At 54.1% G+C, this 25,646-nt stretch carries 23 protein-coding genes; 8 read left to right on the top strand and 15 right to left on the bottom strand.

Going from position 1 to position 25,646, the window contains the following annotated elements:
• Positions 1-54 precede the first annotated feature (54 nt).
• On the bottom strand, positions 55-2,478 hold the full coding sequence (bamA, locus tag K2184_RS09705; RefSeq protein WP_004109489.1) for an outer membrane protein assembly factor BamA: 2,424 nt from the start codon (positions 2,476-2,478) through the stop codon (positions 55-57).
• A gap of 445 nt (positions 2,479-2,923) precedes the next feature.
• On the opposite strand from bamA, the gene K2184_RS09700 reads away from it, so the two are divergent.
• Positions 2,924-3,271: a helix-turn-helix domain-containing protein gene (locus K2184_RS09700; RefSeq protein WP_016808427.1), complete on the top strand. Its 348-nt coding sequence runs from the start codon at positions 2,924-2,926 to the stop codon at positions 3,269-3,271.
• Positions 3,272-3,538: 267 nt separating this feature from the next.
• On the opposite strand, the gene K2184_RS09695 is transcribed toward K2184_RS09700, so the two are convergent.
• Complete coding sequence (locus K2184_RS09695) at positions 3,539-5,800, bottom strand: TonB-dependent siderophore receptor (RefSeq protein ID WP_004117251.1); 2,262 nt, start codon at positions 5,798-5,800, stop codon at positions 3,539-3,541.
• Between the two features lie 603 nt (positions 5,801-6,403).
• Between K2184_RS09695 and K2184_RS09690 the strand changes: the two genes are divergently transcribed.
• Positions 6,404-7,990, top strand: coding sequence for a lytic transglycosylase F (locus K2184_RS09690; protein ID WP_049107342.1), 1,587 nt, complete (start codon positions 6,404-6,406; stop codon positions 7,988-7,990).
• 86 nt (positions 7,991-8,076) lie between these two features.
• On the opposite strand, the gene ssb1 is transcribed toward K2184_RS09690, so the two are convergent.
• A complete protein-coding gene (gene ssb1 / locus K2184_RS09685; RefSeq protein WP_004097799.1) occupies positions 8,077-8,604 on the bottom strand; it encodes a single-stranded DNA-binding protein SSB1 in 528 nt (175 codons plus the stop codon).
• Positions 8,605-8,850: 246 nt separating this feature from the next.
• Here ssb1 and uvrA point away from each other — a divergent pair, with 246 nt between their 5' ends.
• The 3 genes from uvrA (at position 8,851) to K2184_RS09670 (ending at position 12,540) form a co-directional block, all read left to right on the top strand.
• Positions 8,851-11,676 carry an excinuclease ABC subunit UvrA gene (uvrA, locus tag K2184_RS09680; RefSeq protein WP_004109498.1) on the top strand — a complete coding sequence of 942 codons (2,826 nt, stop codon included), beginning with the start codon at positions 8,851-8,853 and terminating at the stop codon, positions 11,674-11,676.
• A gap of 133 nt (positions 11,677-11,809) precedes the next feature.
• Positions 11,810-12,220 carry a hypothetical protein gene (locus tag K2184_RS09675; protein WP_049594218.1) on the top strand — a complete coding sequence of 137 codons (411 nt, stop codon included), beginning with the start codon at positions 11,810-11,812 and terminating at the stop codon, positions 12,218-12,220.
• A gap of 2 nt (positions 12,221-12,222) precedes the next feature.
• Positions 12,223-12,540 (top strand): hypothetical protein, encoded by a 318-nt coding sequence (locus K2184_RS09670; RefSeq protein WP_004109504.1) that lies wholly within the window; start codon positions 12,223-12,225, stop codon positions 12,538-12,540.
• A gap of 2 nt (positions 12,541-12,542) precedes the next feature.
• On the opposite strand, the gene K2184_RS09665 is transcribed toward K2184_RS09670, so the two are convergent.
• From K2184_RS09665 to tyrB, 4 genes are all read right to left on the bottom strand, one after another.
• Positions 12,543-12,896 carry an MmcQ/YjbR family DNA-binding protein gene (locus tag K2184_RS09665; RefSeq protein ID WP_004097793.1) on the bottom strand — a complete coding sequence of 118 codons (354 nt, stop codon included), beginning with the start codon at positions 12,894-12,896 and terminating at the stop codon, positions 12,543-12,545.
• Between the two features lie 2 nt (positions 12,897-12,898).
• Complete coding sequence (locus K2184_RS09660; protein ID WP_004109507.1) at positions 12,899-13,315, bottom strand: secondary thiamine-phosphate synthase enzyme YjbQ; 417 nt, start codon at positions 13,313-13,315, stop codon at positions 12,899-12,901.
• 142 nt (positions 13,316-13,457) lie between these two features.
• Positions 13,458-14,171 (bottom strand): acid phosphatase AphA, encoded by a 714-nt coding sequence (gene aphA / locus K2184_RS09655; protein ID WP_004109510.1) that lies wholly within the window; start codon positions 14,169-14,171, stop codon positions 13,458-13,460.
• A gap of 196 nt (positions 14,172-14,367) precedes the next feature.
• On the bottom strand, positions 14,368-15,561 hold the full coding sequence (gene tyrB / locus K2184_RS09650; RefSeq protein ID WP_439237753.1) for an aromatic amino acid transaminase: 1,194 nt from the start codon (positions 15,559-15,561) through the stop codon (positions 14,368-14,370).
• A gap of 71 nt (positions 15,562-15,632) precedes the next feature.
• Here tyrB and K2184_RS09645 point away from each other — a divergent pair, with 71 nt between their 5' ends.
• A complete protein-coding gene (locus K2184_RS09645; RefSeq protein ID WP_224258352.1) occupies positions 15,633-16,364 on the top strand; it encodes a hypothetical protein in 732 nt (243 codons plus the stop codon).
• Between the two features lie 88 nt (positions 16,365-16,452).
• On the opposite strand, the gene alr is transcribed toward K2184_RS09645, so the two are convergent.
• Together alr and dnaB are read right to left on the bottom strand one after the other, a co-directional pair.
• Positions 16,453-17,532, bottom strand: coding sequence for an alanine racemase (gene alr / locus K2184_RS09640; protein ID WP_004109522.1), 1,080 nt, complete (start codon positions 17,530-17,532; stop codon positions 16,453-16,455).
• A gap of 145 nt (positions 17,533-17,677) precedes the next feature.
• On the bottom strand, positions 17,678-19,093 hold the full coding sequence (gene dnaB, locus K2184_RS09635) for a replicative DNA helicase (protein ID WP_004097788.1): 1,416 nt from the start codon (positions 19,091-19,093) through the stop codon (positions 17,678-17,680).
• A 61-nt stretch (positions 19,094-19,154) separates the two neighbouring features.
• On the opposite strand from dnaB, the gene K2184_RS09630 reads away from it, so the two are divergent.
• A complete protein-coding gene (locus tag K2184_RS09630; protein ID WP_004109524.1) occupies positions 19,155-20,138 on the top strand; it encodes a quinone oxidoreductase in 984 nt (327 codons plus the stop codon).
• A gap of 381 nt (positions 20,139-20,519) precedes the next feature.
• Here the strand turns inward: K2184_RS09630 and pspG are convergent, their stop codons facing one another.
• The 3 genes from pspG to K2184_RS09615 all read right to left on the bottom strand — a co-directional run bounded on the left by pspG (position 20,520) and on the right by K2184_RS09615 (position 22,494).
• Positions 20,520-20,762 (bottom strand): envelope stress response protein PspG, encoded by a 243-nt coding sequence (pspG, locus tag K2184_RS09625; RefSeq protein WP_163525667.1) that lies wholly within the window; start codon positions 20,760-20,762, stop codon positions 20,520-20,522.
• 140 nt (positions 20,763-20,902) lie between these two features.
• Positions 20,903-21,901 carry a tRNA dihydrouridine(20/20a) synthase DusA gene (gene dusA, locus K2184_RS09620; protein WP_016808434.1) on the bottom strand — a complete coding sequence of 333 codons (999 nt, stop codon included), beginning with the start codon at positions 21,899-21,901 and terminating at the stop codon, positions 20,903-20,905.
• Between the two features lie 104 nt (positions 21,902-22,005).
• Complete coding sequence (locus K2184_RS09615; protein ID WP_004109530.1) at positions 22,006-22,494, bottom strand: cupin domain-containing protein; 489 nt, start codon at positions 22,492-22,494, stop codon at positions 22,006-22,008.
• A 204-nt stretch (positions 22,495-22,698) separates the two neighbouring features.
• Between K2184_RS09615 and zur the strand changes: the two genes are divergently transcribed.
• Positions 22,699-23,214, top strand: coding sequence for a zinc uptake transcriptional repressor Zur (gene zur / locus K2184_RS09610; protein WP_004097781.1), 516 nt, complete (start codon positions 22,699-22,701; stop codon positions 23,212-23,214).
• Between the two features lie 90 nt (positions 23,215-23,304).
• Here the strand turns inward: zur and K2184_RS09605 are convergent, their stop codons facing one another.
• The 3 genes from K2184_RS09605 to lexA all read right to left on the bottom strand — a co-directional run bounded on the left by K2184_RS09605 (position 23,305) and on the right by lexA (position 25,645).
• Positions 23,305-23,514 carry a CsbD family protein gene (locus tag K2184_RS09605; RefSeq protein WP_016808435.1) on the bottom strand — a complete coding sequence of 70 codons (210 nt, stop codon included), beginning with the start codon at positions 23,512-23,514 and terminating at the stop codon, positions 23,305-23,307.
• A 136-nt stretch (positions 23,515-23,650) separates the two neighbouring features.
• A complete protein-coding gene (gene dinF / locus K2184_RS09600; RefSeq protein WP_049593762.1) occupies positions 23,651-24,967 on the bottom strand; it encodes an MATE family efflux transporter DinF in 1,317 nt (438 codons plus the stop codon).
• A gap of 69 nt (positions 24,968-25,036) precedes the next feature.
• Positions 25,037-25,645, bottom strand: coding sequence for a transcriptional repressor LexA (gene lexA / locus K2184_RS09595; RefSeq protein ID WP_004109543.1), 609 nt, complete (start codon positions 25,643-25,645; stop codon positions 25,037-25,039).
• Position 25,646 lies beyond the last annotated feature (1 nt).

The raw sequence follows: 25,646 nt of genomic DNA, 5'->3' as shown, positions 1-25,646 counted from the left end.
ACCGGGAGTGAGTCAAAAATATCTAAGCGATTGTGCGCATATTAAACGCGGGCATCACCAGGTTTTACCAATATTAAACTGGAACTGCTCAGCTTTATCTCCATCGTATTTTTTAAATGGCTCAGCCCAGGAAAACACCAGCGGGCCTAACGGCGACATCCACTGCACCGCAATCCCGGCAGACATACGGATATGCGAAGGGTCGCCATAGTCCGGGATCCCTGCCGCCAGCGTCTGACCGGTATTTTGCCAGGTGGTACTCCATACCGTACCGGCATCGAGGAATAGCGACGTTCGCAGGCTGTCGGCATATTTGTCATTCACAAACGGCGTCGGCACAATAAATTCGCTGTTCAGGACCGCCATCGCGTTACCGCCAACCGCATCGGATGAAGAATCCAGCGGACAGGTGCTGTAGCTGCTTTCAGAACCATTACAACGATAATACGCTGCTTTTGGGCCAATCGTATTGGACGAAAATCCGCGAACCGACGACGATCCACCGGCATAAAAGTTATCGTAAAACGGCACCGATTTGCCGTTCAGCCCATCGGCATAGCCCGCACGCAGGTGCTCCATCCACACCCAGCTTTTGTTCTCGGTCAGCGGCATATACTGGGTGGTATCGAAAGTCACTTTGTAATAGCTGTTATCCGAACCGGGTACGGTAACCTTGGCGGTCAGGCTGCTTTTATTCCCCGCCCGGGGGAAGAAACCGCGATCCAGATTGTTATAGCTCCAGCCAACGCTGGCAAAATAGTCATTGGCGCTATAGGTCGCACCGCTATCGCCATCTTTGGTGACAACGTCAGGATAGATGCCCCGCGAGTTAAGATAGCTCCAGGTGGTGAGCTCCGGGTCCATATTGGTCAGGCGGTTATGGACATAGTCCAGGCCCAGGTTAAGAGCGTTATTCTCGCTAATCGGGAATCCCAGCGTACTGCCGACGCCGTAGCTTTGCTGGTTGTAACTCCCGGAATCGGCATCCGAGGCGTCGTAGCTGTTGTAAAAGATTTTACCGCCGAGGCTAACGCCATCCACGGTGAAGTAAGGGTTTGTCGCTCCCAGCTCAAGATAGGACTGGTAACTGTTGCGCGTGCCGTTGAAGCTGACGCTATTACCGGTTCCCAGCCAGTTATCCTGGGTGACGCCGAGCTGGTAGCTCACGCCGCTATCGGTGCCGAAGCCCAGACCCACGTTAAAGGAACCGGTATTGCGCTCCTTCACCTTATAGACCACGTCCACCTGATCCTGGCTACCGCTTACCGGTACGATCTGCTTGTCGACGGTTTCGAAAAATCCTGTACGATCCAGCCGCGTTTTTCCCTGCTCGACCTTCTCATCATTCAACCACGCACCTTCCATCTGGCGCATTTCGCGACGTAGCACCGCATCACGGGAAGTATCGTTACCCTGAAAGCGAATCTGGCGTACCGAATAACGGCGTCCGGCATCGACACTGATATGCAAAATGACGCTTTTTTCCGCATCATTAATATCCGATGTGGTGTTCACCTGCGGCCAGGCATAGCCGTATTTTCCCAGCAGCGTCTTAATACTGTTCTCGACTGCCGTGATTTCCGCACCGCTATACCATTTCCCCGCTAAAGGCTTCACCAGCGCCTCAATTTCCTGATTATGCTGCGCCATATCGCCGGTCACCATCGTACTGGCGACTTTATAACGAGCACCTTCGGCAATATTAATGGTGATATATAGCGATTTTTTATCCGGCGTAATACTCACCTGGCTTGAATTTATGCTAAAACGCGCATAGCCGCGATCGAGATAATAGCTACGAAGGGTTTCAAGATCCGCCGCCATCTTTTGCTTTTGATATTTCTTATCGCCAATCACGTTCCACCACGGAACGCTGTCACGTAGCTGCAGCTGATCCAATAATGTTTCTTCACTAAAAGCCTTGTTGCCAATAATATTTATTTGCGCAATTTTCGCCGAGACCCCCTCCTGAAAGACAAACTTTAAATCAACGCGGTTACGCGGCAGCGGGGTGACGACGGCATGAACCTGAGCGCTGTATTTTCCTGTACTGTAATAGAAATCCTGTAATCCTTTTTCTATTTCCGTAAGGGTATTGCGATCCAGCGCGCTGCCTTCTTCAATGCCGCTGGCGGCCAGGTTCTCTTTCAGGGCATCGTCCTTAACGGATTTATTGCCGGAAAAACTGATTTTAGCGATGGTAGGCCGCTCTTTTACCTGTACTACCAGCGTGCTGCCATCGCGCAGGATCTGTACGTTGTCAAAATTGCCGCTGGCATACAGGGCGCGGACCGAGTCGCTGATATCCTCATTAGAAACCTCTTCTCCTGTATGAACAGGCATGCTCAGTAGCGCGGCGCCGACAGTAACGCGCTGTAGACCCTCGAAACGAATGTCATCAACCGTATATGAAGTTGATGCATAGAGCGTTAAAGGGGAAATCAATAGACCGGCGATGATACTCGTTTTTTTTAGCATGAAGGTGTCGTCTAGAAGATATTTAGCAATAGCAGATACCTGCCGGGAATAATGCTGTTCATTGCACCAGACAGTTGCTGACGCAATCTTAAATAACCTGAACGAGGCGCAGAATTGCACGCAATTATGACGAGAAAATGGAGAAAATATGGATACGAGAGAATATTGAAAAAAATATTTTTCTACGGAACCTTCCCTCTTGAGCCTGGTCAGATAAGCATTTCCTCATAACATCGAAACTCTATAGTTTTTGTTTTTTTAACTAAAAAAACAAAAAGCCCCCTTTCTCATTGGTTGAAAGGGGGAAAAGATCTTGTTAGGAATGATGCTCTCTGGAATAAACCAGGAACAGGGAGAAATTAACGCATAATCCCGTAGATAAAATGAAGAGATATTGAATAAATTATGCAGTCAGATTTCTATAGTAATGAAATGGGTAGACATTATGCCGCGAAATGAAATTCAGCGTTCAGTGCTTAACGAACTGGTGCAATGGATAAAAAACAATCTTGCAAAGAAGCTCACAATGCAGGCGCTAAGCCGCTTTTCCGGCTACTCCGAATGGCATCTCTTTCGCCTGTTTCGCCACTATTTTAATATGTCGCCGATGGCGTATATCCGCCAGCAGCGAATGCAACTATCCCTTAATTTATTGCAGATCAACCCGCCTTTCCGCATCGTTGATATTTGTCTGATGGCTGGTTATGAAGATATCAGCGCCTTTAACCGAACCTTTAAAAGGTATTATACGATGACACCAACACAGTTTCGCAGAAGCCTGAACCTGACCTGATAGAGGCTCCCCCTCCTCCGCATTGCTGCGGTTGGGAATGGAAGGGGGAAGAGGAACTACTTTAGAATGGAAATGGCAGGATGCCACCGTTAACCGTTTCCGGGATCAAGCAGATCCGATTAACAGGATTCATTGTAGGCTGCTAAGTTGAATTAATTGTGTAGAGGCCGTGGAGATTTTGTCATAATTTATATCACTGGTTTTTCCCGGCATAAAAAATAACAAGCCGGAATAGTTCATTATTCCGGCGGGTGTTTGAATCGTTAATCAGAAATGCGTATTCACGCTGACATAAAACGTCCGCCCCGATTCATTATAAGTTTCCGCACCTGCACCATACAGATAAGCGCCGGTCGTCGAATTTCCCGTCGTCTGCGCGTTACCAGCACGGTAGTGGCGAATATCGAACAGGTTGTCCACTCCGCTGGTCAGGCTCAGGTTTTTATTCACATCCCAGGTCGCGCTAAGACCGACAATGCTGTACGGGCTCACTTCGTTCAGCTCGCTGCCGGAAACAGACTCGCCTTTATAATTGAAGCGTTTAGGTTTCTGGCGGCCATACCAGGTGAACGTGCTCTGAAGCGAAAGATCGTCGCGTGCCTGCCAGCTCAGGGTAGAGTTCAGCGTAAACTGCGGGATCACCGACAAGCGATCGCCGGTGGTCTTATTCTTACTCTGCAGCATCCACGTCAGGTTGTTGCTCCAGTTGACCGTTTCGCTTACCGGGAGATTCAGCGAGCCCTCCAGCCCTTCAACCAGCGCCTTCGGTACGTTTTCCCATTGGTAAATATTGGTGGTGCCGTTGCTGGCCGTCCCCACCGCCGAGTAGCCCGATTCAATCTTGTTATGGTAATCGTTACGGAAGTAAGTCAGCCCGGCCTGATAGCCATTGTGCTTATACTCAAGGCCAATCTCTTTATTGACGCTGGTTTCCGCCTTCAGATCGCTATTCCCCATCAGGTAACAGGCTGAGCTGCTGGCATAGCAACCCTGGCCGTTGCTGTAGAGGATATAGTTCGGGTTAAGCTGATAAAGGTTCGGCGCTTTATAGGCGCGGGCGATCCCCAGCTTCAGCGTCCAGTCATCCGCCAGCCCCTGCGAGAGATTCAGCGATGGGCTCCAGTTATTACCGACGATGCTGTGATGATCGAAGCGCAGAGCGGGCGTCAGCATAGTGCTATCGGTCAGCGCGATATTGTCTTCGGTAAACAGCGAGAAGATCTCGGCGCTGGAATAAGGACTACGACCGGTTGCCGAAACGCCGTCAATGGAGCCATAAGAGAGTGACTGGGTAGTCGACACGCCATCCTTCATCCGCTGCTGGTTCCACTCGGTACCCAGCGTCAGATTCTGCTCAAATCCCAGGGTAAACGGAATATTGACCTCGCTGTGCAGCAGCACATCCGACAGGTCGATATCGGAGAATTCGCTGCTGGAGAAGATCCCTTCCGTTCCGCCCGCCAGCCCCTCGTTCATGCGCGAGTTACGGGTGTGCTCATACTGCGCCCAGGTATTGCTGGTCACGCCGTTATCCCAGCCGCCGGTCCACGTCACGCCGTAAGTCTGACGATAGAGACGGTTAGTCTCTTTACCGTACATACTTTTCACCAACGTGCTGGTGTTAGTATTCTGGGTATCCCCTGCATACAGGTTGCCCTGGCGGCTGTAGCCGGTTTCAAACTCCAGCGCCTGCATTGGCGCAAACTCCCAGCGCAGCTTGCCGTGAATATCTTTATTCACTACCCCTTCGCGTCCTGCAGGATACGATCCCGCATAGCTACCGGTTCGCGCTGCTTCATGACCGGAATTAATATCCTGGGCATCGGCCTGCGTTTTGCTCAGATTTCCCCATAAATTAAAGCTGACCTCATCCGATAGCGGGCCGTTGAGGCTAAAGTTTGTCCGTTTCGTCGCGCCCTCTTTACGGTGCTGAGGCGCGTTCATATAGGTATTCCATGAACCATGCCACTCGCTGGTGGCCGGTTTAGTGACGATATTGACCACTCCGCCCATCGCGCCGTTACCGTAGCGGGCCGCAGCAGGGCCGCGAATGACGTCGATATGGTCGATCATTTCCGCCGGCACCCAGCTGGTATCACCGCGGGTATCGCGGTCGCCGCGCCAGCCATAGCGCACGGAATTACGGCTGGTCACCGGTTTACCATCCACCAGAATCAGGGTGTTCTCCGGCCCCATGCCGCGGATATCGACCTGGCGGTTATTGCCGCGCTGCCCGCTGGTAGAGTTACCGGTAAGGTTGACGCCGGGCTGGGTACGAATCAGCTCGGAGACATCGCGCGCGGGCGGATGTTTACGGATTTCTTCGGCGGTGATGGTGGATACTCCGGGGGCTTGCAGCGTTTGCGCCGCCGCGGTGACCACCATGGTTTCATCGTCATTTACCGCAGTCGTTTCAGATTTCTTCGTATCGTCTGGAGTCGTGCCATCAGCGGCCTGCGCTGGCAGCATCCCTCCCCAGATGGCCATCGGGATCAGCGCGGCCAGCGAGTAGTGTGAACTGTGTTTCATGGAATATGCCCTGTTTTCTTTTTTGCTGTCGGGGCACGCCTTCTTCTTCCGTCAGATAAACAACGGCAATGACTTCCCTGCATAGAGCAACATCTCTTTTTGGCGTAGTCAGGCCCTCCCGCTTAAATAGCGAGATAGCAATCATAATGGGTGGCCAAAATAGATTTATTACTCTGGCAAAAACGAAGAAATAAACGCACCACGCTATTCTTTGATAGCCTTTGCCGAACAGCAGTAATAGGATTATTGTGCCACACAACGTTATTAGAAATGAGATTCATTATCAAGTCGATAATTATTTATCGTATGAATGTTTTTTGTTAATGCAATAAAAACAAAAAGATAGAAATGGTAAAAGTGCATTTAGAGGAAAGCGAAATTAAAAAAATGAATAATATCCACATTAAAAAAACATAATTCAATCATATTGCCTCCACAATTAATTAGAGATTTATAGTTTTATAATCTCGCCAAAAATACCGAGCATGCTAATTAATAAAATAATTAAAATAACCGGCTAACCGACTCTCAAACTTGTTCGCGGACATGCTAACGGCCAGAAATTGACTAAAATAAGACCATCCCCCTGCGGAGCACCGCGCCATGAACACTTCGTCGTTCTATCGATACCTTGTCGGCTGGCTGGCATGCTTTGCCGCGCTACTGTGCCTCACATCCGGTTACGCGGCTACAGAGAACAAACGATCAGAACCAGCGGAACGCGACGCCCTGGAAGTCAACGTTGACGATATGCTACAGCCATGGAGGGGAGATTTACCGGGTATGCTCGACCGGCGAACCATTCGCGTATTAACCCCCTTCAGCAAAACTTTTTTCTTTATCAATAAAGGCACCCAGCGCGGCGCGACTCACGATATATTTATGGAGTTTGAACGCAGTCTCAATCAAAGCCTGGCGAAAGAGAAAAAGCTCAAGCATCGTCACCTTAAAGTGCGGATCATCTTTGTTCCGGTGGCCCGTGACCAGCTCATCAGCGCGCTTAACGCAGGAAAAGGGGATATTATTGCCGCCAACCTGACGATCACGCCTGAGCGTCAGCAGGAGATGACCTTTACTGCACCGCTCTATTCTCACGTTCAGGAGCTGCTTCTTTCTGGTCCCGGCTCTCCCAAAGTGGACAATCTACAGCAGCTTTCCGGTAAAACGGTCTTCGTCCGCACCTCATCCAGCTATTACGCGAGCCTGGTCGCGCTCAACGCACGCTTTGCGCAGCAATCGCTGCCCCCCATCACCATCGAACCGGCGCCCGAAGCGCTGGAAGATGAGGATCTGATAGAGATGCTCAGCGCGGGCCTGATCCCATTGATCGTGGTCGACCGCCACAAGGCCCTGTTCTGGAAACAGGTCTTCCCCAGGATTCAGGTTCATCAGAACATTGTTCTGCGCGACGAAGGTAATATCGGTTGGGCGGTACGTAACAATAGCCCGCAGCTGCTGGCCCTGCTTAATGCGTTCATCAATAAGAATCGCCAGGGCAGCAGGCTGGGTAATACGATACTGCTGCGCTACCTGAAGGATGCCAGCTACGTTAAAAACGCGGCGGGGCAAAAAGAACGGCGTAAATTTCTGGCCATGGTGGAGATCTTTCGCAAATATGGCGATCGCTACGATGTTGACTGGCTGCTGATGGCCGCTCAGGGGTATCAGGAATCGCGGCTTAATCAGTCGGTGCGTAGCCACGTCGGCGCCATTGGCGTTATGCAGGTCATGCCGAGCACCGGTAAGGAGCTCAACGTCGGCGATATTAAGCAGCTCGACCCCAATATTCATGCGGGGGTGAAATACATGCGCTGGATGATAGACCGCTACTATGGCGATGAACCGATGACCCAGCTTGATAAGGCGCTGTTCTCGTTCGCCTCTTATAACGCGGGCCCCGGGCGCATTGCCCGGCTACGGGCGGATACTAAAAGGCGCGGTTTTGACCCGAACGTGTGGTTTGGCAACGTTGAGTATCTGGCCGCCGAGAAAATCGGCTCCGAGACCGTAAGCTATGTCAGCAATATCTATAAGTACTACATTGCTTATCGGCTGATCGTGGATGAAATGGCGCGTAAGCAGCAGGCGACCGCGGCTTCTAAAAATCAGGTCGCGTCGGCAGTAAATCCGCCTGCCACACCTGCCACACCTGCCACACCTGCCACACCTGCCACACCTGCCACACAGTGAATTAATGCAGATAAGCTGTGTCAGAAAATAGAAAAAGCCCCAAACAGGGGCTTTTTCAGAGAGGGCTTTACGACGCTAACGCTTCGTTAGAACGGAATATCGTCGTCAAAGTCCATCGGCGGCTCATTGGAAGGCGCTGCCGGAGCCTGCTGCTGCGGACGCGACTGCGCGCCGCCGCTGAACTGGTTTCCGCCCTGCGGCTGCTGAGGCTGGCCCCAACCGCCCTGCTGCTGACCACCGCCTGCCGGGGCGCCCGCGCCCTGCTGACGACCGCCGAGCATTTGCATCGTGCCGCCAACGTTGACTACAACCTCGGTGGTGTATTTTTCCTGACCGGATTGGTCAGTCCATTTACGGGTGCGCAGCTGGCCTTCAATATAGACCTGAGAACCTTTGCGCAGATATTCGCCGGCCACTTCCGCCAGTTTGCCGAACAGCACAACGCGGTGCCATTCAGTCTGCTCTTTCATCTCACCGGTCGCTTTATCACGCCAGGATTCGGAAGTAGCCAGCGTAATGTTGGCAACTGCGCCACCACTCGGCATGTAGCGTACTTCCGGGTCCTGGCCCAGATTACCGACGAGAATCACCTTGTTTACGCCTCTGCTGGCCATGTTTGTGTCTCCTGAATGCGTTTCTTAATAGTGTAAACGCGCGAGTGTACCATTTCCAGGTGCTATGTTGATAGCTGGGAAGTATGTTCCAGAGAACTCTCGCGGTACGACATTTTTGCATACCTCGCCGGGAAATGCATTCCAATACTGTATATTCAAACAGGTTAAATTGTGTCATAATTAGCCGTTTCTGCCGTTTGTCCTTCTAACAAACCAGGCAATCCGCGTATCTACCGGGAAAGGTGAATGGATAAGATCGAAGTTCGGGGCGCCCGCACCCATAATCTCAAAAATATCAACCTCGTCATCCCGCGCGACAAACTCATTGTCGTCACCGGGCTTTCGGGTTCAGGCAAATCCTCACTGGCTTTCGACACGTTGTATGCCGAAGGGCAGCGTCGCTACGTTGAATCGCTCTCCGCCTACGCGCGGCAGTTCCTGTCGCTGATGGAGAAGCCCGACGTCGACCATATTGAAGGGCTGTCGCCGGCGATTTCCATTGAACAGAAATCAACGTCCCACAACCCCCGCTCTACGGTAGGCACCATTACCGAAATTCACGACTATCTGCGCCTGCTGTACGCGCGCGTCGGCGAGCCCCGCTGCCCGGATCACGATGTGCCGCTGGCGGCGCAAACCGTGAGCCAGATGGTGGATAATGTTCTCTCCCAGCCTGAAGGTCAGCGCCTGATGCTGCTGGCGCCGATCATTAAAGAGCGCAAAGGCGAACATAACAAAACGCTGGAAAACCTCGCCGGGCAGGGCTATATCCGCGCGAGGATCGACGGCGAAGTCTGCGATCTCTCCGATCCGCCGAAGCTGGAGCTGCAAAAGAAACATACCATCGAAGTCGTGATCGACCGCTTTAAGGTCCGCGACGATCTCAGCACGCGTCTGGCCGAGTCCTTTGAGACCGCGCTGGAGCTGTCGGGCGGCACCGCCATCGTCGCCAATATGGACGATCCGAAAGCCGAAGAGCTGCTGTTTTCCGCCAACTTCGCCTGCCCGATTTGCGGCTACAGCATGCGCGAACTGGAACCGCGCCTGTTCTCCTTCAACAACCCGGCAGGCGCTTGCCCGACCTGCGACGGCCTCGGCGTCCAGCAGTATTTCGATCCGGAGCGCGTGATTCAGAACCCTGAGCTGTCGCTGGCGGGCGGAGCGATTCGCGGCTGGGATCGGCGCAATTTTTACTACTTCCAGATGCTGAAGTCGCTGGCGGAACATTATGAATTCGACGTTGAAGCGCCCTGGGGCACGCTCAATACCAGCGTACAAAAGGTCGTGCTGTACGGTTCAGGCAAAGAGAATATTGAATTCAAATATATGAACGATCGCGGCGATACCTCCGTACGCCGTCATCCGTTTGAAGGCGTGCTGCATAATATGGAGCGCCGTTATAAAGAGACGGAATCCAGCGCAGTACGCGAAGAGTTAGCTAAATTCATTAGCAATCGTCCCTGCGCCAGCTGTGAAGGGACGCGCCTTAAGCGCGAAGCGCGACACGTGTTTGTGGAAAATACGCCGCTGCCGACCATCTCAGACATGAGCATCGGTCACGCGATGGACTTCTTCAACAACCTGAAGCTCTCCGGCCAGCGCGCGCAAATTGCCGAAAAAGTACTGAAAGAGATTGGCGATCGTCTGAAATTCCTCGTCAATGTCGGCCTGAACTACCTGACGCTCTCCCGTTCGGCGGAGACCCTCTCCGGCGGCGAAGCGCAGCGTATCCGCCTCGCCAGCCAGATCGGCGCAGGCCTGGTCGGCGTGATGTACGTATTGGATGAGCCCTCTATCGGTCTGCACCAGCGCGATAACGAACGCCTGCTGGGAACCCTTATCCACCTGCGTAATCTCGGCAACACGGTGATTGTCGTTGAGCACGATGAAGACGCTATTCGCGCCGCTGACCACGTTATCGATATCGGCCCTGGCGCCGGCGTGCACGGCGGTCAGGTCGTTGCCGAGGGTAAGCTGGAAGATATCATGGCGGTGCCGGAATCACTGACCGGCCAGTTCATGAGCGGCAAGCGTAAAATTGAGGTGCCGAAACAGCGCGTACCCGCGAATCCAGAGAAAGTGCTGAAGCTGTCCGGCGCGCGCGGTAACAACCTGAAAGACGTAACGCTGACGCTGCCGGTGGGGCTCTTCACCTGTATTACCGGCGTTTCAGGGTCGGGTAAATCCACGCTGATCAATGACACGCTGTTCCCGATTGCCCAGCGCCAGCTCAACGGTGCCACCATTGCGGAACCGGCGCCGTACCGCGATGTACAGGGTCTGGAACATTTCGATAAAGTGATCGACATCGACCAGAGCCCAATCGGTCGTACGCCGCGCTCCAACCCGGCCACCTATACCGGCGTCTTTACTCCGGTCCGTGAACTGTTTGCCGGCGTACCTGAATCACGTTCGCGTGGCTACACGCCGGGCCGCTTCAGCTTTAACGTGCGCGGCGGCCGCTGTGAAGCCTGCCAGGGCGACGGCGTAATCAAAGTCGAGATGCACTTCCTGCCGGATATCTACGTACCGTGCGACCAGTGCAAAGGCAAACGCTATAACCGCGAAACGCTGGAGATTAAGTACAAAGGCAAAACGATTCATGAAGTGCTGGATATGACCATTGAAGAAGCCCGTGAGTTCTTCGATGCGGTTCCGGCGCTGGCGCGTAAGCTGCAAACGCTGATGGACGTCGGGCTGACCTATATTCGCCTTGGCCAGTCGGCGACTACGCTCTCCGGCGGCGAGGCCCAGCGCGTCAAGCTGGCGCGCGAGCTGTCCAAACGCGGTACCGGGCAGACGCTGTATATCCTTGATGAACCGACCACCGGTCTGCACTTTGCCGATATTCAGCAGCTGCTGGAAGTACTGCATCAGCTGCGCGATCAGGGTAATACCATCGTGGTGATTGAGCATAACCTGGATGTCATCAAAACGGCTGACTGGATCGTTGACCTTGGGCCGGAAGGCGGAAGCGGCGGCGGAGAGATCCTCGTTTCCGGAACCCCGGAAACGGTCGCCGAATGCGAGGCTTCATATACCGCTCGCTTCCTCAAGCCCATGCTGAAGTAACCTCACCTGCCTCTTCTCGTCCCGGGAAGAGGCATCATTTCCTCTCATTTTTCTCCCGCTGATATTTTGTGATTTGCGGCCGCACGACATCTGTCATCAGATAGCGTCACGGCCATAAATTGCAGGATGCATCATGTCTTTCAAACACGGATTTTATCAATTCACTCTTATCGCGGCGCTATTGGTGACGACCGCCTGCAGCTGGGTAGACGGCTACAGCAATACGGCCCACCAGCAGCTATTGATGCTGGAACAGCTTCATCTGCAGTTCATCAGCGATGCGGCGACAGCGCCGGTCGACCAACGCTTATTAAGACAAGAGGATCGCCAGATTCGTCAGCTATTTAGCCTGGCATTAAGCGACGGTGATGCGCTGCGGCAGAATAATCTGCGCGTGCTGGAGAAGAATTATCAGCGGCTTTACACGCATGTTTCCCGCCAGGATGCAGCGCTGACGCCCTTCACGGCCGGAGCTCTGGCGCAACAAACGGAATATCTTTATCAGCAGGCCATCAGCGGCGAACAGCTGCGCTCAGGGAGATAACCATGTCCATCATTAAAGAAGTCAGCGCCCAGGTGACCGGCGCAGGCGTGAATACGGCAGAATGGCTACAGCTTATGGAGGCGATAGTAAATGATGAAGACAGCGGCATTCGCGACGCCGGAATGCTCACGCTTCAGGCATTACAGGAGAAAGCGCGCGGCTGGTTAAGTCAGGACGACCTCATTCTGCTCCTCGAAGGGCAGCGCGATATTGCCAGCATTCGCGCCAGCAATGAACAGATCGCCATGCAGACGCACCTGCACTCCACGCTGCTTCGCCTGTTTGATGTGACCCTGCTGGCGCTGCTGGGGAGGATTTAACGCTATGGCAATAGTTTACGCTTAGCCTCGGAAAGAGAATCAAGCGCCTGCTGGTATGAAGCATCCACCAGGTAGTAAATTTGCGAATCAGGCAGGGAGCCATCCAGAAACACCGTACTCCAGTGGGCTTTATTAAGGTGTTTGCTGGGGCGAACATCGCGATGCTGCTGCCTTAGCAGTTCCGCAAGCTCGGGGCTGGTTTTTAACGATACCGCAGGCCGATTGTCCTCCACCTCTTTTACCATCGCAAACAGGACGTCCGCCGCTTTGATCTGCGTCGCTTTCCAGTCGCTATGTACGCTTTGTTCAGCGCCCGGCTTTGCCATGCAGTACTGCAATAAATCCGAAATTGTCATTTTTATTCCCCCATTAGCGTCGCGATGATATGGCGCGATCCGCCGTGAATACGATGCTCCCCTAGCCAGATACCCTGCCAGGTCCCCAGCCTGACGCGTCCGTCCTGAACGGGCAGCATCAGCGATACGCCCAGCATCGAAGATTTAATGTGCGAGGGCATATCATCAGGACCTTCATAATCGTGTTCATACGGCGCATTATCCGGTACGGCATGCAGAAAATGTTGTTCCATATCGTAGCGGACGGTCGGATCGCAGTTTTCATTTAGCGTCAGGGAAGCAGATGTATGCTGGAGCAGCAAATGCAGCAGGCCAGTTTTAACTCCCGAAAGCTGGGGAATCTGGCTTAAAACCTCATCAGTGACCAGATGAAAGCCCCGTGATTTCGGGCCTAAGGTCAGAGTTTGCTGATGCCACATAAACCGCTCCTTTTACCGATCAACCTTCCTAAGTGTGCAGCAATAAGCGAAAAGGTAAAACCTCCGACGCGCTATTTTGCACAAAAAAACGGCAGCGCGTCGGCTGCCGTTTGAGCTAATGATGTTTACGCCGATGGATGGCTTAATATTCTGAATTCACAATGACCTCTTCGCCCTGAGCGCCCGCCATCGGCAGCGGCTTATAGGAGGAATTCGAGGCTCGCAATATACGGATCCCACGCGCGCCTACCTCTCGGGCGGCGGAGATATCGTTATCCGAATCGCCGTAGAAGACTTTGATCCCTTTCTCCTGCAGCCACTGCGTTTTGGTGTTCTGACCGGGCTTATCGCCAGCAAAAATAACCGGGTTCATATTCGCTGCCGGGATGAGAAAATCATCCTGTAGGGTTTTCGTTACCGTTTCGGTTTTGGTCTGGCTACGTCCGGTCACAAAATAGATGCTATCGCCGCGCTTCACGTGCATCGCAATCAGCTGGCGCGCCACCTCTTTCGGCATGCTGAATTCATCCCAGCCGTTGTTCATTTTTTCCCAGAACTCCGGATTTTTCAGGTAATCATCGCTGCCGGGGGAATAGGTTTTCTGCCCGCGCCAGAAGCCCGGGCTGGAAAACAGGACGGTATCATCAATATCAAACCCGACGGCCATCGGCTGGCGCCCCAACAGGCTATTTTCAATCTGGGCCACGGAAACCCAATGGATCGGCGCCTGTTCGGCGAGTTTCGCCATATTGGTGCCCGTCCACAGCGGCTGCGGTGTGGAAGCGCGAGCAACGACGGAGCTATTTAGCGTGAACAGTAAGCAGACGGCCCCAAAGGCCAGGGTGATCTTGCGCATATTTTTCCCTAAATAATCGAATCGTTATAATTTTCAATAATGTGTACGCTTATTAATGCATCAAGACCTTACCCCCCGCTGGCGCGGATAGGAAGATTTTTCTGCTCTGATGTCATATAAAAAGAGAATGATCACACTTCAGGTAGGGAATTACCCGCGTCATGATTTGACGCGGGCAAAAAAGGTCAGGAAAAACTTATATTACAGCAGCAAATGCCTGCGCGACGCGCCGCACGTTGCCTGAATTCAGCCCGGCTACGCACATACGGCCGCTGGCGATCAGGTAGACACCGAACTCATCGCGCAGGCGGTCAACCTGGGCTGGGCTGAAACCGGTATAGCTAAACATGCCGCGCTGCTTAAGCAGGTAGTCAAAATCACCGCCCGGCACCGTCTCTTTCAGCACATTCACCAGCTCGTGACGCATGGCCAGAATACGGGTACGCATCTCTTCCACTTCCGCCAGCCATGAGGCTTTCAGCTCGCTGTCGCCCAGTACCGCCGCCACGACCTGCGCGCCAAAGTTCGGCGGGCTGGAGTAGTTGCGCCGTACGGTCGCTTTCAATTGCCCCAGTACACGACCCGCGGTTTCTGCATCTTCACAGACGATCGACAGTCCGCCCACGCGTTCACCATACAGGGAGAAGATTTTCGAGAAGGAGTTGCTCACCAGCAGCGGGATCCCGGCGCGCGCAATGGCGCGGATAGCGTAGGCATCTTCTTCCATGCCGGCGCCAAAGCCCTGATAGGCAATATCGAGGAAAGGAATTAAATGACGCGCTTTCAGCACCTCAACGACGTCGTCCCACTGCGCATTGCTGAGATCGGCTCCCGTTGGGTTATGGCAGCACGGATACAGTAGCACGATATCGCGCTCCGGTAGCGATTTGAGTTTTTCCAGGAACGCCTCAAAACGCACGCCATTGGTTTTATCATCAAACCATGGGTAAGTACTTACTTCGAATCCAGCCCCTTCGAATATCGCGATATGGTTTTCCCACGTCGGATCGCTAACCCACACCTGCGAGCCCGAGAAGTAGCGTTTCAGGAAATCAGCGCCGACTTTCAGGGCGCCGGAGCCGCCCAACGTCTGAATGGAGGCCACGCGATGTTGCGCCAGTACCGGATGATCGGCACCGAACAACAGCGGCGCGATAGCGTGACGGTAGGCGTTCAGTCCTTCCATAGGTAAATAGATTGAGGCGCCGTGCGGCTGAGCATTAAGGCGCGCCTCCGCTTCGGCAACCGCCTGCAGCTGCGGAATAATGCCGTCTTCGTTGTAATAAAGACCGATGCTGAGGTTTACTTTGTCACTACGTGGATCGTCTTTAAAACGCTCCATCAGGGAGAGAATGGGATCGCCAGCGTAGGCGTCAACTTTCTGAAACACGTGATGTTTCTCCAGGTTTACATGAGGCAAGTCATAACACAATAAACTGGATGCGAAAGAAGATCGAGGGGATGTTGACCTTCTTTATTCCCTATAGCATAAAGCCTCATAAACTGGAGCAGCACGACGTAAAAAAGGATAAGGAATTTATGGATAGCCCCCCGATTGCGGACGTTGATTTTACAATGCTCTGGAAGGAAAGCGGTTATACGATAAAAAATTACGTTAAACCCGCCTCTGATAATCGATTTATAACGCCGCAGACAAGGACAAACGCCATGACTCCCGAGATATTACTATTGCGTGGGAAAATCAATCAACTTTCTGAAATTACTGAATATATTGAGTTAGAACTCACAGATAACCCTCAATGGGAAGCGCCGTCTGATACCAGCTATTTAAATGAAAAAGATTGGGCTGATCCCGATATTGTTGACAACGTCAGGGCGATGCAGGCCACCAATAAACTTATCAGTTGGTTTGGTGAGGATAATGAGGGGTACGTGGGACTATGGCGTGGTCCGGATAATATTCCTCTGGAGCAGGCACAGGTGGTACGTCTGGATTCAGAAGGGCAATATGAACTGGTAGCAGACACCATCGCAAACTATCTGGCAATCAGTTGTGACGAAGACGAATTCCCACATATCCGCCAGTTACTCACAACCGCCGGGTTTAGCGTGGCGAATTCTATCGATGAGATTTGGCAACGCATTGATGACTCAATTGTTCAACCTAATGATTATCGCAACCAGCTTTATAACGACGCACGAATCCTACGCGGAGAAGACCCAGTAGAATGAAGTGGCAGCCAGCAATTCTACGGAATAAGTCAGAATGGGCTGGTGGACCATGCCCCGGCAACGCTGCCAGGGCAAACGAGAAAGAACGTTAATCCACGTACTTCATCGACACCCGTGAAGTCAGGCGCGTAATAAGTTCGTAAGCACTTACTTTTGTGATTTCGGCAATACGTTCGACGGGTAAACCTTCGCCCCACAGCACGACCGCATCGCCAGCCTTATCCTGCGCTTCAGGCCCAAGATCGACGCAAATCATATCCATCGCCACGCGTCCGACAATCGGCACCTCACGCCCGTTAACCAGCACCGGCGTTCCGGACGGCGCGGCGCGCGGATAGCCATCGCCATAGCCCATCGCCACAACGCCTAAACGCGTATCGCGCTCGCTGATCCAGGTTCCGCCGTAGCCCACCGGCTCGCCGGCTTTATGCTCGCGGACCGCAATCAGGCTGGAGGTCAGGGACATCACCGGCTGGCAGCCAAAATCCGCGCCGGTGGATCCACCGTCGAGCGGCGACACGCCGTAGAGAATGATCCCCGGACGCGCCCAGTCGAAGTGCGACTGCGGCCACAGCAATATACCGCCGGATGCGGCGATAGAACGCAGCCCCGGTTTCCCTTCCGCGAAGGTGGTAAAGATATCCAGCTGACGTTCGGTCGCGCCGCACTCTGGCTCATCCGCACGGGCAAAATGGCTGACGATATTTACCGGCTGACGGACGTTTTTACACTGGCTCAGGCGCTGATAGAAGGCTTCGGCCTGTTCGGGCAGAACGCCTAGTCGGTGCATTCCGGTATCCAGCTTCATCCATACGGTGATCGGTTCGGGTAAGTCGGCATCTTCCAGCGCCGCCAGCTGTTCCGGGCTGTGTACCGCAGTATGCAGACGCTGGGCGGAAATAATCGCCAGGTCAGCGGCTTCAAAGAACCCCTCCAGCAGCAGAATCGGCTGGGCGATACCGCCCGCGCGCAGGCGCAGGGCTTCTTCAAGACGGGCAACGCCAAAAGCATCGGCGTCCGGGAGCGTTCGCGCGGTCTCAAGAAGACCATGTCCGTAGGCGTTCGCTTTCACCACCGCAACCAGTTTGCTGGCAGGCGCCAGTTCACGTAATCGTTGCAGGTTGTGTCGCAGAGCGCGGCGGTTAATGACTACAGTTGCCGCTTGCATTTGAATTCCTTAATAAAAGCATCTCCTAAATCCTTCGTGTTGCAGGAAGGCGACAAGCCTGAGAATCCCCGGGAGCTTAGTAAACTAAGTGACCGGGGTGAACAGGCGTAGTCAACGCATCTGCGGCATGAAGGATGACGGAGATTTATTCGTCGTCGTATTGTGGCCCAGCATAATTATCAAAACGCGACCACTGACCGTTAAACGTCAGGCGCACCGTCCCGATAGGACCGTTACGCTGTTTACCAATAATAATTTCGGCGATGCCTTTTAAGTCACTGTTTTCGTGGTAAACCTCATCACGGTAGATAAACATGATTAAGTCGGCATCCTGCTCAATGGAGCCAGATTCACGCAGGTCGGAGTTCACCGGGCGCTTATCCGCACGCTGTTCCAGGGAGCGGTTAAGCTGCGACAGCGCCACCACCGGCACCTGCAGCTCCTTCGCCAGCGCCTTGAGCGAGCGGGAAATTTCGGCGATTTCCAGCGTACGGTTATCGGAGAGCGACGGCACGCGCATCAGCTGCAGGTAGTCGATCATAATCAGGCCGATGCCGCCGTGCTCGCGGGCGATACGCCGCGCGCGTGAACGCACTTCCGTCGGCGTCAGGCCGGAGGAGTCATCAATATAGATGTTGCGTTTTTCCAGCAGAATCCCCATGGTGCCGGAAATGCGCGCCCAGTCTTCATCATCCAGCTGACCGGTTCGAATACGGGTCTGGTCAACTCGCGACAGCGAGGCCAGAGAACGCATCATAATCTGCTCCGAGGGCATCTCCAGACTGAAGATAAGCACCGGTTTATCCTGCAACATCGCCGCGTTTTCCACGAGGTTCATCGCAAACGTCGTTTTACCCATCGATGGACGCGCGGCAACAATAATCAGATCCGACGGCTGAAGACCGGCGGTCTTTTTATTGAGATCGTCATAGCCGGTATTGACCCCGGTGACGCCGTCATGCGGCTGCTGGAAGAGCTGCTCAATTCGCGCCACGGTGGCGTCGAGCACGTCGGCGATATTTTTCGGTCCTTCATCTTTATTCGCGCGGCTTTCGGCGATTTTAAAGACCCGGGATTCGGCGAGGTCGAGCAGATCTTCGCTGGTGCGGCCCTGGGGATCGAAACCGGCTTCGGCGATTTCATTCGCCACCGAGATCATCTCGCGTACCACCGCGCGCTCGCGGACGATATCGGCATAAGCGCTGATGTTCGCCGCGCTTGGCGTATTTTTCGATAATTCCGCCAGGTAGGCGAATCCGCCGACGCTGTCCAGCTGCCCCTGACGCTCCAGCGATTCGGCGAGCGTAATCAGGTCGATCGGGCTGCCCGACTCCTGCAGGCGCGCCATTTCGGTGAAAATATGGCGATGCGGGCGAGTATAGAAATCTTCCGAAACAACGCGCTCGGCAACGTCGTCCCAGCGTTCGTTATCCAGCATTAAACCGCCCAACACCGACTGTTCCGCTTCAATCGAGTGCGGCGGGACCTTTAACCCATCGAGCTGATAATCTCGCTCGCGGGGTTCAGTCTGTGGTTTGTTGAAGGGTTTATTTCCTGCCATAGTGAATGGAGTTACCGAGATAGTGAATGGGTCGAAAGATTACCACATTTCTGGAGGAAGCATGGCAACACGAATTGAATTTCACCAGCACGGAGGGCCTGATGTTCTGCAAGCGTTGGAGTTCACGCCGAAAGATCCCGCAGAGCACGAAATTCAGGTAGAGAACAAGGCCATCGGCATCAACTACATTGATACTTATATCCGCAGCGGCCTCTATCCACCGCCGTCCTTGCCGAGCAGCCTCGGCACCGAAGCCGCTGGCGTCGTGAGCAAAGTCGGTAACGGCGTGAAGCATATTAAAGCCGGCGACCGGGTGGTCTACGCGCAATCGGCGCTGGGGGCCTATAGCTCCGTGCATAACGTACCTGCCGATAAGGCCGCTATTTTACCGGACGCCATCTCTTTCGAGCAGGCGGCAGCGTCGTTCCTGAAAGGGCTCACGGTTTATTACCTGCTGCGTAAAACCTATGAGATCAAAGCAGGCGAGCCGTTCCTGTTCCACGCGGCGGCCGGCGGCGTCGGGCTCATCGCCTGTCAGTGGGCCAAAGCGCTGGGCGCTAAGCTGATCGGTACCGTCGGCAGCGCGCAAAAAGCCGAACGCGCTAAACAGGCCGGCGCCTGGCAGATCATTAACTATCGCGAAGAGAATATCGTCGAACGCCTGAAAGCGATCACCGACGGTAAGAAAGTTCAGGTGGTTTATGATTCCGTCGGTAAAGATACCTGGGAAGCGTCTCTTGATTGCCTGCAGCGCCGGGGGCTGATGGTGAGCTTCGGCAACTCTTCGGGCCCGGTGACCGGCGTGAATCTCGGCATTCTCAACCAGAAAGGTTCGCTGTACGTTACCCGCCCGTCGCTGCAGGGCTATATCACTACGCGCGAAGAGCTGACGGAGGCCAGCAACGAGCTGTTCTCGCTGATCGCCAGCGGGGTGATAAAAGTGGATGTTGCGGAGAGTCAGAAATATGCATTGAGCGATGCCCGCCGCGCGCATGAGGTGCTGGAAAGCCGGGCGACGCAGGGCTCGAGTTTGCTGTTGCCATAGTTATGGCTTTTCCCTAAATGAGCCGGGCGACAGGAAGAGAGTAAGTGAATGAATCCCCAGGAGCTGACAACAGTAAGCGACTGGGGTGAATGACAAATCTGTCAGAAACAGATTTGAACGCCGCAAAGCGACGGCCCGTAAGGGCGAGTCTCATGGATGAGACGAGTCACTCAGCAACCAACGCCCCTGCAGCCTGAAGTATGACGGGAGAAGAAGAAAAGTTTAGGGCTTCCCCCTGGGAAGCCCTTACTTTTTTTGTTCGGCTGTATGTAGGGTACAGCTCGATGAATTCGTTAACGCGCTAATAGTGACAGATTTAATAAGCAAAGCCTACGCTGTTTTATGCAAAAATCTTCAGGTTGTGACATACCGCTCAATACCTTAGTAACGCCAGCGGTTATTACCGCGATAACGGTTCCCGGTTGGCGATTTTATCACCCGAATAACCCACACCACGACTACGGCCAGCAGCAGCCAGGGCAGCAGCTTAATCATTAACGCAAACAAACCACCGACAAACATCAGCGCGGTCGCGACCACAATCGCGGCAATAATTCCCAGCAGTGAAACGCCGGTGACCAACAGCATGACAAAAAAGCCAATAACAAATAAGAGTTCCAGCATCGTCTTTCCCCTAAAGAAATGTAATCTACCTTGCTGGATATTACAAAAATCATGCCAAATATAAGTTATTGAATAAAAACAAAAACGCCCGACATGTCAGGTGCCAGGCGTGGTGAATTTGACCAGATTTTAGCGAAAAACTAACGCTTGTCGGCAACCAGTTTCAGCGCCTGTTCCAGTACATTGATGTCCGCCCCGGCTTTATGCGCATTTTCGCTCAGATAGCGACGCCACTGGCGCGCGCCGGGAATGCCCTGGAAGAGCCCCAACATATGACGCGTCACGTGCCCCAGGTAAGTTCCGTTACTCAGTTCGCGTTCGATATAGGGATACATCGCCCGGACCACGGAAACCGGGTCAGCATCGACGCCTTCCACGCCGAAAATTTCCCGATCCACCGAGGCCAGAATACCCGGATTCTGATAGGCCTCACGGCCTACCATCACGCCGTCCATATGCTCAAGATGCTCCTTTGCCTCTTCCAGCGACTTAATACCGCCGTTGATCGCCATGGTCAGATGCGGGAAATCGCGCTTAAGCTGGTAAACGCGTGGATAGTCCAGCGGCGGGATCTCGCGGTTCTCTTTGGGGCTCAGGCCTGAAAGCCAGGCTTTACGCGCGTGGATGATGAACATCTCGCATTCGCCTTTCCCGGATACCGTTTCGATAAAATCGCACAGAAACTCATAGCTGTCCTGGTCGTCAATGCCGATACGGGTTTTTACCGTAACCGGGATCGACACGACGTCGCGCATCGCTTTAATACAGTCAGCCACCAGCTGCGCGTTCCCCATCAGGCAGGCGCCAAACATACCGTTCTGTACGCGATCGGACGGACAGCCGACGTTGAGGTTAATTTCATCATAGCCGCGCGCCTGCGCCAGCTTTGCGCAGTGCGCCAGCGCAGCCGGATCGCTACCGCCGAGCTGCAGGGCGACCGGATGCTCTTCCTCGCTGTAGGCCAGATAGTCGCCCTTACCGTGAATAATCGCACCGGTGGTCACCATTTCGGTATACAGCAGCGTGTGGCGCGACAGCTGACGCAGAAAATAACGGCAGTGTCTGTCGGTCCAGTCGAGCATGGGCGCGATGGAAAAACGGTGGGCAGCAAAAGCAGTAGGCGTTGATTCTGACATCATGGCGAATAAATAAGCATCCGGGTAAAAAGGGGCGCTACTATAGCACAAAGATAAACCACTGGCGCATAGCGTCGGCGCGCCCCCTTTCCATCCCGCAATAAACGCTATTTTTTCCGCGGCTTGCCGTCGTGAGGGCCGAAAAACTGCGGCGGATGGTCAACCCAGCGATCCTGACGCGTAGCGGCATAGCCGGGGTTAAGCGGATAGTAGATACGATTAAATTTCTTGTTTGCCTCACCAACGACTAACAGGCGGACCTCCTGTTCGGTGTTATTGAGGAACGTGTGGCAAATACCGGTTCCGGCAGGAAAACCGACGCTATCCCCCGGCTCCAGCTTCCACAGGTAGCCGTTAATCCACACTTCCGGATAGCCTTCCAGCACGTAGATAAACTCTTCTTCGTCGCTTTCCGCATGTGGATAAGAAGTGCGGCGCCCGGGCGGCAGACGCTCATGGTGGATCCCCAGGCGATTGAGCCGCAGACCGCGCGCCAGCGGCGCACCGATGGAGAAAAGCTCGGTACTGTCAGGGTAGGTGGAATCATCCGCCCCTTCCAGTTCACGCCAGTGTCGAATGCAATCAGGTCGTTTCATCGTTTTCTCCCGAAAATGAGATGCATCAGGTATAGCATAAGGGGGCAAGCCAGAGCGACCCCAGGAGCGTGACGGCTGGGACGAATTGACGCTGCCAAAGCGTATGTGACGCGAAGTGTGACGGGTATAGTCCGCCGGGTCTCGGCGTTTCATCGGTATCGTGATAAAGTAACAGTTTGAGATTCACGCAACCAGAGGACGCTCATGGATAAGACCACTTCGCAACAAATGTTAGCGCATGCTGAAAAGCTCTGCGCGCAGCGTGGCGTGCGCCTGACCCCGCAGCGCCTCGAAGTATTGCGTTTGATGAGCCTGCAGCAAGGGGCAATCAGCGCCTACGACCTGCTCGATCTCCTTCGTGAAAAAGAGCCCCAGGCTAAACCGCCGACCGTCTATCGGGCTCTGGAGTTTTTACTGGAGCAGGGGTTCGTGCATAAAGTGGAATCGACCAATAGCTACGTGCTCTGCCACCTTTTCGATCAGCCAACCCACAGCTCAGCGATGTTTATTTGCGACCGCTGCGGCGGCGTGAAAGAAGAGTGCGCGGAAGGCGTCGAAGATATAATGCATACGCTGGCGGCAAGAATGGGATTCGCGCTGCGCCACAACGTGATTGAAGCTCACGGCCTCTGCGCTGCCTGCGTCGAGGTCGAATCCTGCAGTACGCCGGGCCACTGCCATCACGACCATACCATCCAGATTAAAAAGAAAGCCCGCTGAGGCGTTAGCCGCAGCGGGAATCAAGGGTAGCAGTACCTCCATGTACCGATCGTGCAGGCAATAACAGTGGGTTAAAACACGACGTTTTCGCTACCAGCGGTAGTCGTTTTTGGTTTCCCAATCGGTCACTTCTTTGTCTGCCTGGTCTTTTTCATATCCATAGCGTTCCTGGATTTTACCGACCAGCTGGTCACGCTTACCCTCAATGACGGTCATGTCATCATCAGTCAGCTTGCCCCATTTCTCTTTCGCTTTACCTTTGAACTGTTTCCAGTTACCGCCGATTTCGTCTTTATTCATCATGCATTCCTCATCGTTCGGTTATCGTTCGGTGAATGAACAGCCCGCTGTGTTTCGGACATGACTTAACTATAGATGAGTATTCTGAGTAAGATTTATTATTCGGAATCTTTAACCATCAGATGTACTAAATGCATTACGAAAACCAGGTTCCGCGCCGCCAGTGCCGCCGCCAGATCGCTGCCAGGGAAACGCCGCGCAGAGCGAGAAATACCGTCAGCGCCAGCCACAGTCCATGGTTACCGAGCGTGGGTACCGTCAATAGCGTCAGGGCAAACCCCGCCGCCGCCACCGCCATGCTGTTACGCATCTCCGCACCGCGCGTCGCACCGATAAACATGCCGTCCAGCAGGTAGCACCAGACGCCAATGACCGGCAGAATCATCTGCCAGACCAGATAGCGGTCGGCCAGCTGCTGCAGGGAAGGCAGCGAGGTCAACAACGCAATAATCTGTTCGCCGGCAAGTCCGTAAATCAGCGCAAACGCCAGCGCCACTATCCCTGACTGGCGGCAAGCCGCATGCCAGACAGCCAGCAGCCGGCTATCGTCGCGCGCGCCGTAGGCCTGCCCGGAGTGCGCCTCAACGGCGTAGGCAAAACCGTCCAGCGCGTAGGCGGTAAAGGTCAGCATCGTCATGAGAACCGCATTGACCGCGACGACATCGGCGCCGAGGCGAGCGCCAAATACCGTTACCGCACCGAAGCAGAGCTGTAGCAGCAGCGAACGCAGCATGATGTCGCGATTCAGCGCCAGCAGGCGACGTATATCGCCGCGCCAGGCGTTTTTTAGCATTAACAGGGAAACGCCGCGCAGCGCCAGCACGCGCCTTGCCATCAGCAGGCCGATAAAGAAAGTGGCGTATTCTGCCGTGACCGTTGCCAGCGCCGCCCCCTGCACGTTCATATGCAGGCCCATCACCAGCCATACATCGAGCACAATGTTAAGAACATTGCCGACCACCAGCAGGATCACCGGCGCTCTGGCGTACTGCACGCCCAGCAGCCAGCCCAGCAGGACCAGGTTCGCCAGCGATGCCGGCGCGCTTAGCCAGCGGATCTCAAGGAAGCGTCTGGCCTGTTCGAGCACGGCTTCGCTGCCGCCGACGATGTGCAGCGCCAGGTCGATCAACGGCATCCGCAAGAGCACAATGGCCGCCCCGGCGGCCAGCGCCAGGCACAGCGGCTGCACCAGCGCACGCGCCAGACGCTGCGGATCTTTAGCGCCGTACGCCTGGGCCGTCAGCCCAGTGGTACTCATTCGCAGGAACAACAGCAGCATAAAGAGGAAGCTGGTTGCCGTTGCGCCAACCGCCACGCCCCCCAGATAAACCGGGCTATCGAGATGACCAATAACGGCGGTGTCCACCAGCCCGAGCAGCGGAACGGTGATATTGGAGAAGATCATGGGCAGCGCTAAGCGCCACAGGGCTTTGTCGGCGGCGTTAAAAAACATGGAGAGAGTGCCAAAAAGAGGAAAAACGACGCAGCATCATGCATCAGATGATGCCGCGAGAGGAAGAGTTTACTGCCAGTTGCCGTTGCGAATAACGCCGACGGCCAGGCCTTCAATGGTGAAACTTTGTTGACGAAGATCCACCACGATTGGCGAAAATTCGCTGTTTTCCGGCAGCAGTTCGACGACGTTACCCTGCTTTTTCAGGCGCTTTACGGTTACTTCTTCGTCAATACGCGCCACAACTACCTGGCCGTTACGCACATCCTGAGTTTTATGGACTGCCAGCAGGTCGCCATCAAGAATGCCGATGTCTTTCATCGACATACCGCTGACGCGCAGCAGAAAATCGGCATTCGGTTTAAACATGGCCGGATCGACCTGATAGTGGCCTTCAATATGCTGCTGGGCCAGCAGCGGTTCCCCTGCTGCTACGCGGCCAATAAGCGGCAGGCCCGTTTCTTCTTCCGTCAGCAGACGAATACCGCGGGAGGCGCCGGAAACGATTTCGATTGCGCCTTTACGCGCCAGCGCTTTCAGGTGCTCTTCCGCCGCGTTTGGGGAACGGAACCCCAAGCGCTGAGCAATCTCCGCACGCGTCGGCGGCATGCCCGTCTGGCTGATATGATCCCGAATGAGATCAAACACCTCTTGCTGCCTGGTCGTTAACGCTTTCATT

Source organism: Klebsiella sp. K5-306 (assembly GCF_051835185.1).
GTDB classification, from domain to species: domain Bacteria; phylum Pseudomonadota; class Gammaproteobacteria; order Enterobacterales; family Enterobacteriaceae; genus Klebsiella; species Klebsiella oxytoca.
The sequence above is the reverse complement of the archived record's forward strand: the minus strand, read 5'-3'. Positions and strand labels throughout refer to the sequence as shown.

Bases quoted from the DNA above. Each gene is read 5' to 3' on its own strand.
- bamA (WP_004109489.1), bottom strand. From the start codon at position 2,478: ATGCTAAAAAAAACGAGTATCATCGCCGGTCTATTGATTTCCCCTTTA.
- K2184_RS09700 (WP_016808427.1), top strand. From the start codon at position 2,924: ATGCCGCGAAATGAAATTCAGCGTTCAGTGCTTAACGAACTGGTGCAA.
- K2184_RS09695 (WP_004117251.1), bottom strand. From the start codon at position 5,800: ATGAAACACAGTTCACACTACTCGCTGGCCGCGCTGATCCCGATGGCC.
- K2184_RS09690 (WP_049107342.1), top strand. From the start codon at position 6,404: ATGAACACTTCGTCGTTCTATCGATACCTTGTCGGCTGGCTGGCATGC.
- ssb1 (WP_004097799.1), bottom strand. From the start codon at position 8,604: ATGGCCAGCAGAGGCGTAAACAAGGTGATTCTCGTCGGTAATCTGGGC.
- uvrA (WP_004109498.1), top strand. From the start codon at position 8,851: ATGGATAAGATCGAAGTTCGGGGCGCCCGCACCCATAATCTCAAAAAT.
- K2184_RS09675 (WP_049594218.1), top strand. From the start codon at position 11,810: ATGTCTTTCAAACACGGATTTTATCAATTCACTCTTATCGCGGCGCTA.
- K2184_RS09670 (WP_004109504.1), top strand. From the start codon at position 12,223: ATGTCCATCATTAAAGAAGTCAGCGCCCAGGTGACCGGCGCAGGCGTG.
- K2184_RS09665 (WP_004097793.1), bottom strand. From the start codon at position 12,896: ATGACAATTTCGGATTTATTGCAGTACTGCATGGCAAAGCCGGGCGCT.
- K2184_RS09660 (WP_004109507.1), bottom strand. From the start codon at position 13,315: ATGTGGCATCAGCAAACTCTGACCTTAGGCCCGAAATCACGGGGCTTT.
- aphA (WP_004109510.1), bottom strand. From the start codon at position 14,171: ATGCGCAAGATCACCCTGGCCTTTGGGGCCGTCTGCTTACTGTTCACG.
- K2184_RS09645 (WP_224258352.1), top strand. From the start codon at position 15,633: ATGTTGACCTTCTTTATTCCCTATAGCATAAAGCCTCATAAACTGGAG.
- alr (WP_004109522.1), bottom strand. From the start codon at position 17,532: ATGCAAGCGGCAACTGTAGTCATTAACCGCCGCGCTCTGCGACACAAC.
- dnaB (WP_004097788.1), bottom strand. From the start codon at position 19,093: ATGGCAGGAAATAAACCCTTCAACAAACCACAGACTGAACCCCGCGAG.
- K2184_RS09630 (WP_004109524.1), top strand. From the start codon at position 19,155: ATGGCAACACGAATTGAATTTCACCAGCACGGAGGGCCTGATGTTCTG.
- pspG (WP_163525667.1), bottom strand. From the start codon at position 20,762: ATGCTGGAACTCTTATTTGTTATTGGCTTTTTTGTCATGCTGTTGGTC.
- dusA (WP_016808434.1), bottom strand. From the start codon at position 21,901: ATGATGTCAGAATCAACGCCTACTGCTTTTGCTGCCCACCGTTTTTCC.
- K2184_RS09615 (WP_004109530.1), bottom strand. From the start codon at position 22,494: ATGAAACGACCTGATTGCATTCGACACTGGCGTGAACTGGAAGGGGCG.
- zur (WP_004097781.1), top strand. From the start codon at position 22,699: ATGGATAAGACCACTTCGCAACAAATGTTAGCGCATGCTGAAAAGCTC.
- K2184_RS09605 (WP_016808435.1), bottom strand. From the start codon at position 23,514: ATGAATAAAGACGAAATCGGCGGTAACTGGAAACAGTTCAAAGGTAAA.
- dinF (WP_049593762.1), bottom strand. From the start codon at position 24,967: ATGTTTTTTAACGCCGCCGACAAAGCCCTGTGGCGCTTAGCGCTGCCC.
- lexA (WP_004109543.1), bottom strand. From the start codon at position 25,645: ATGAAAGCGTTAACGACCAGGCAGCAAGAGGTGTTTGATCTCATTCGG.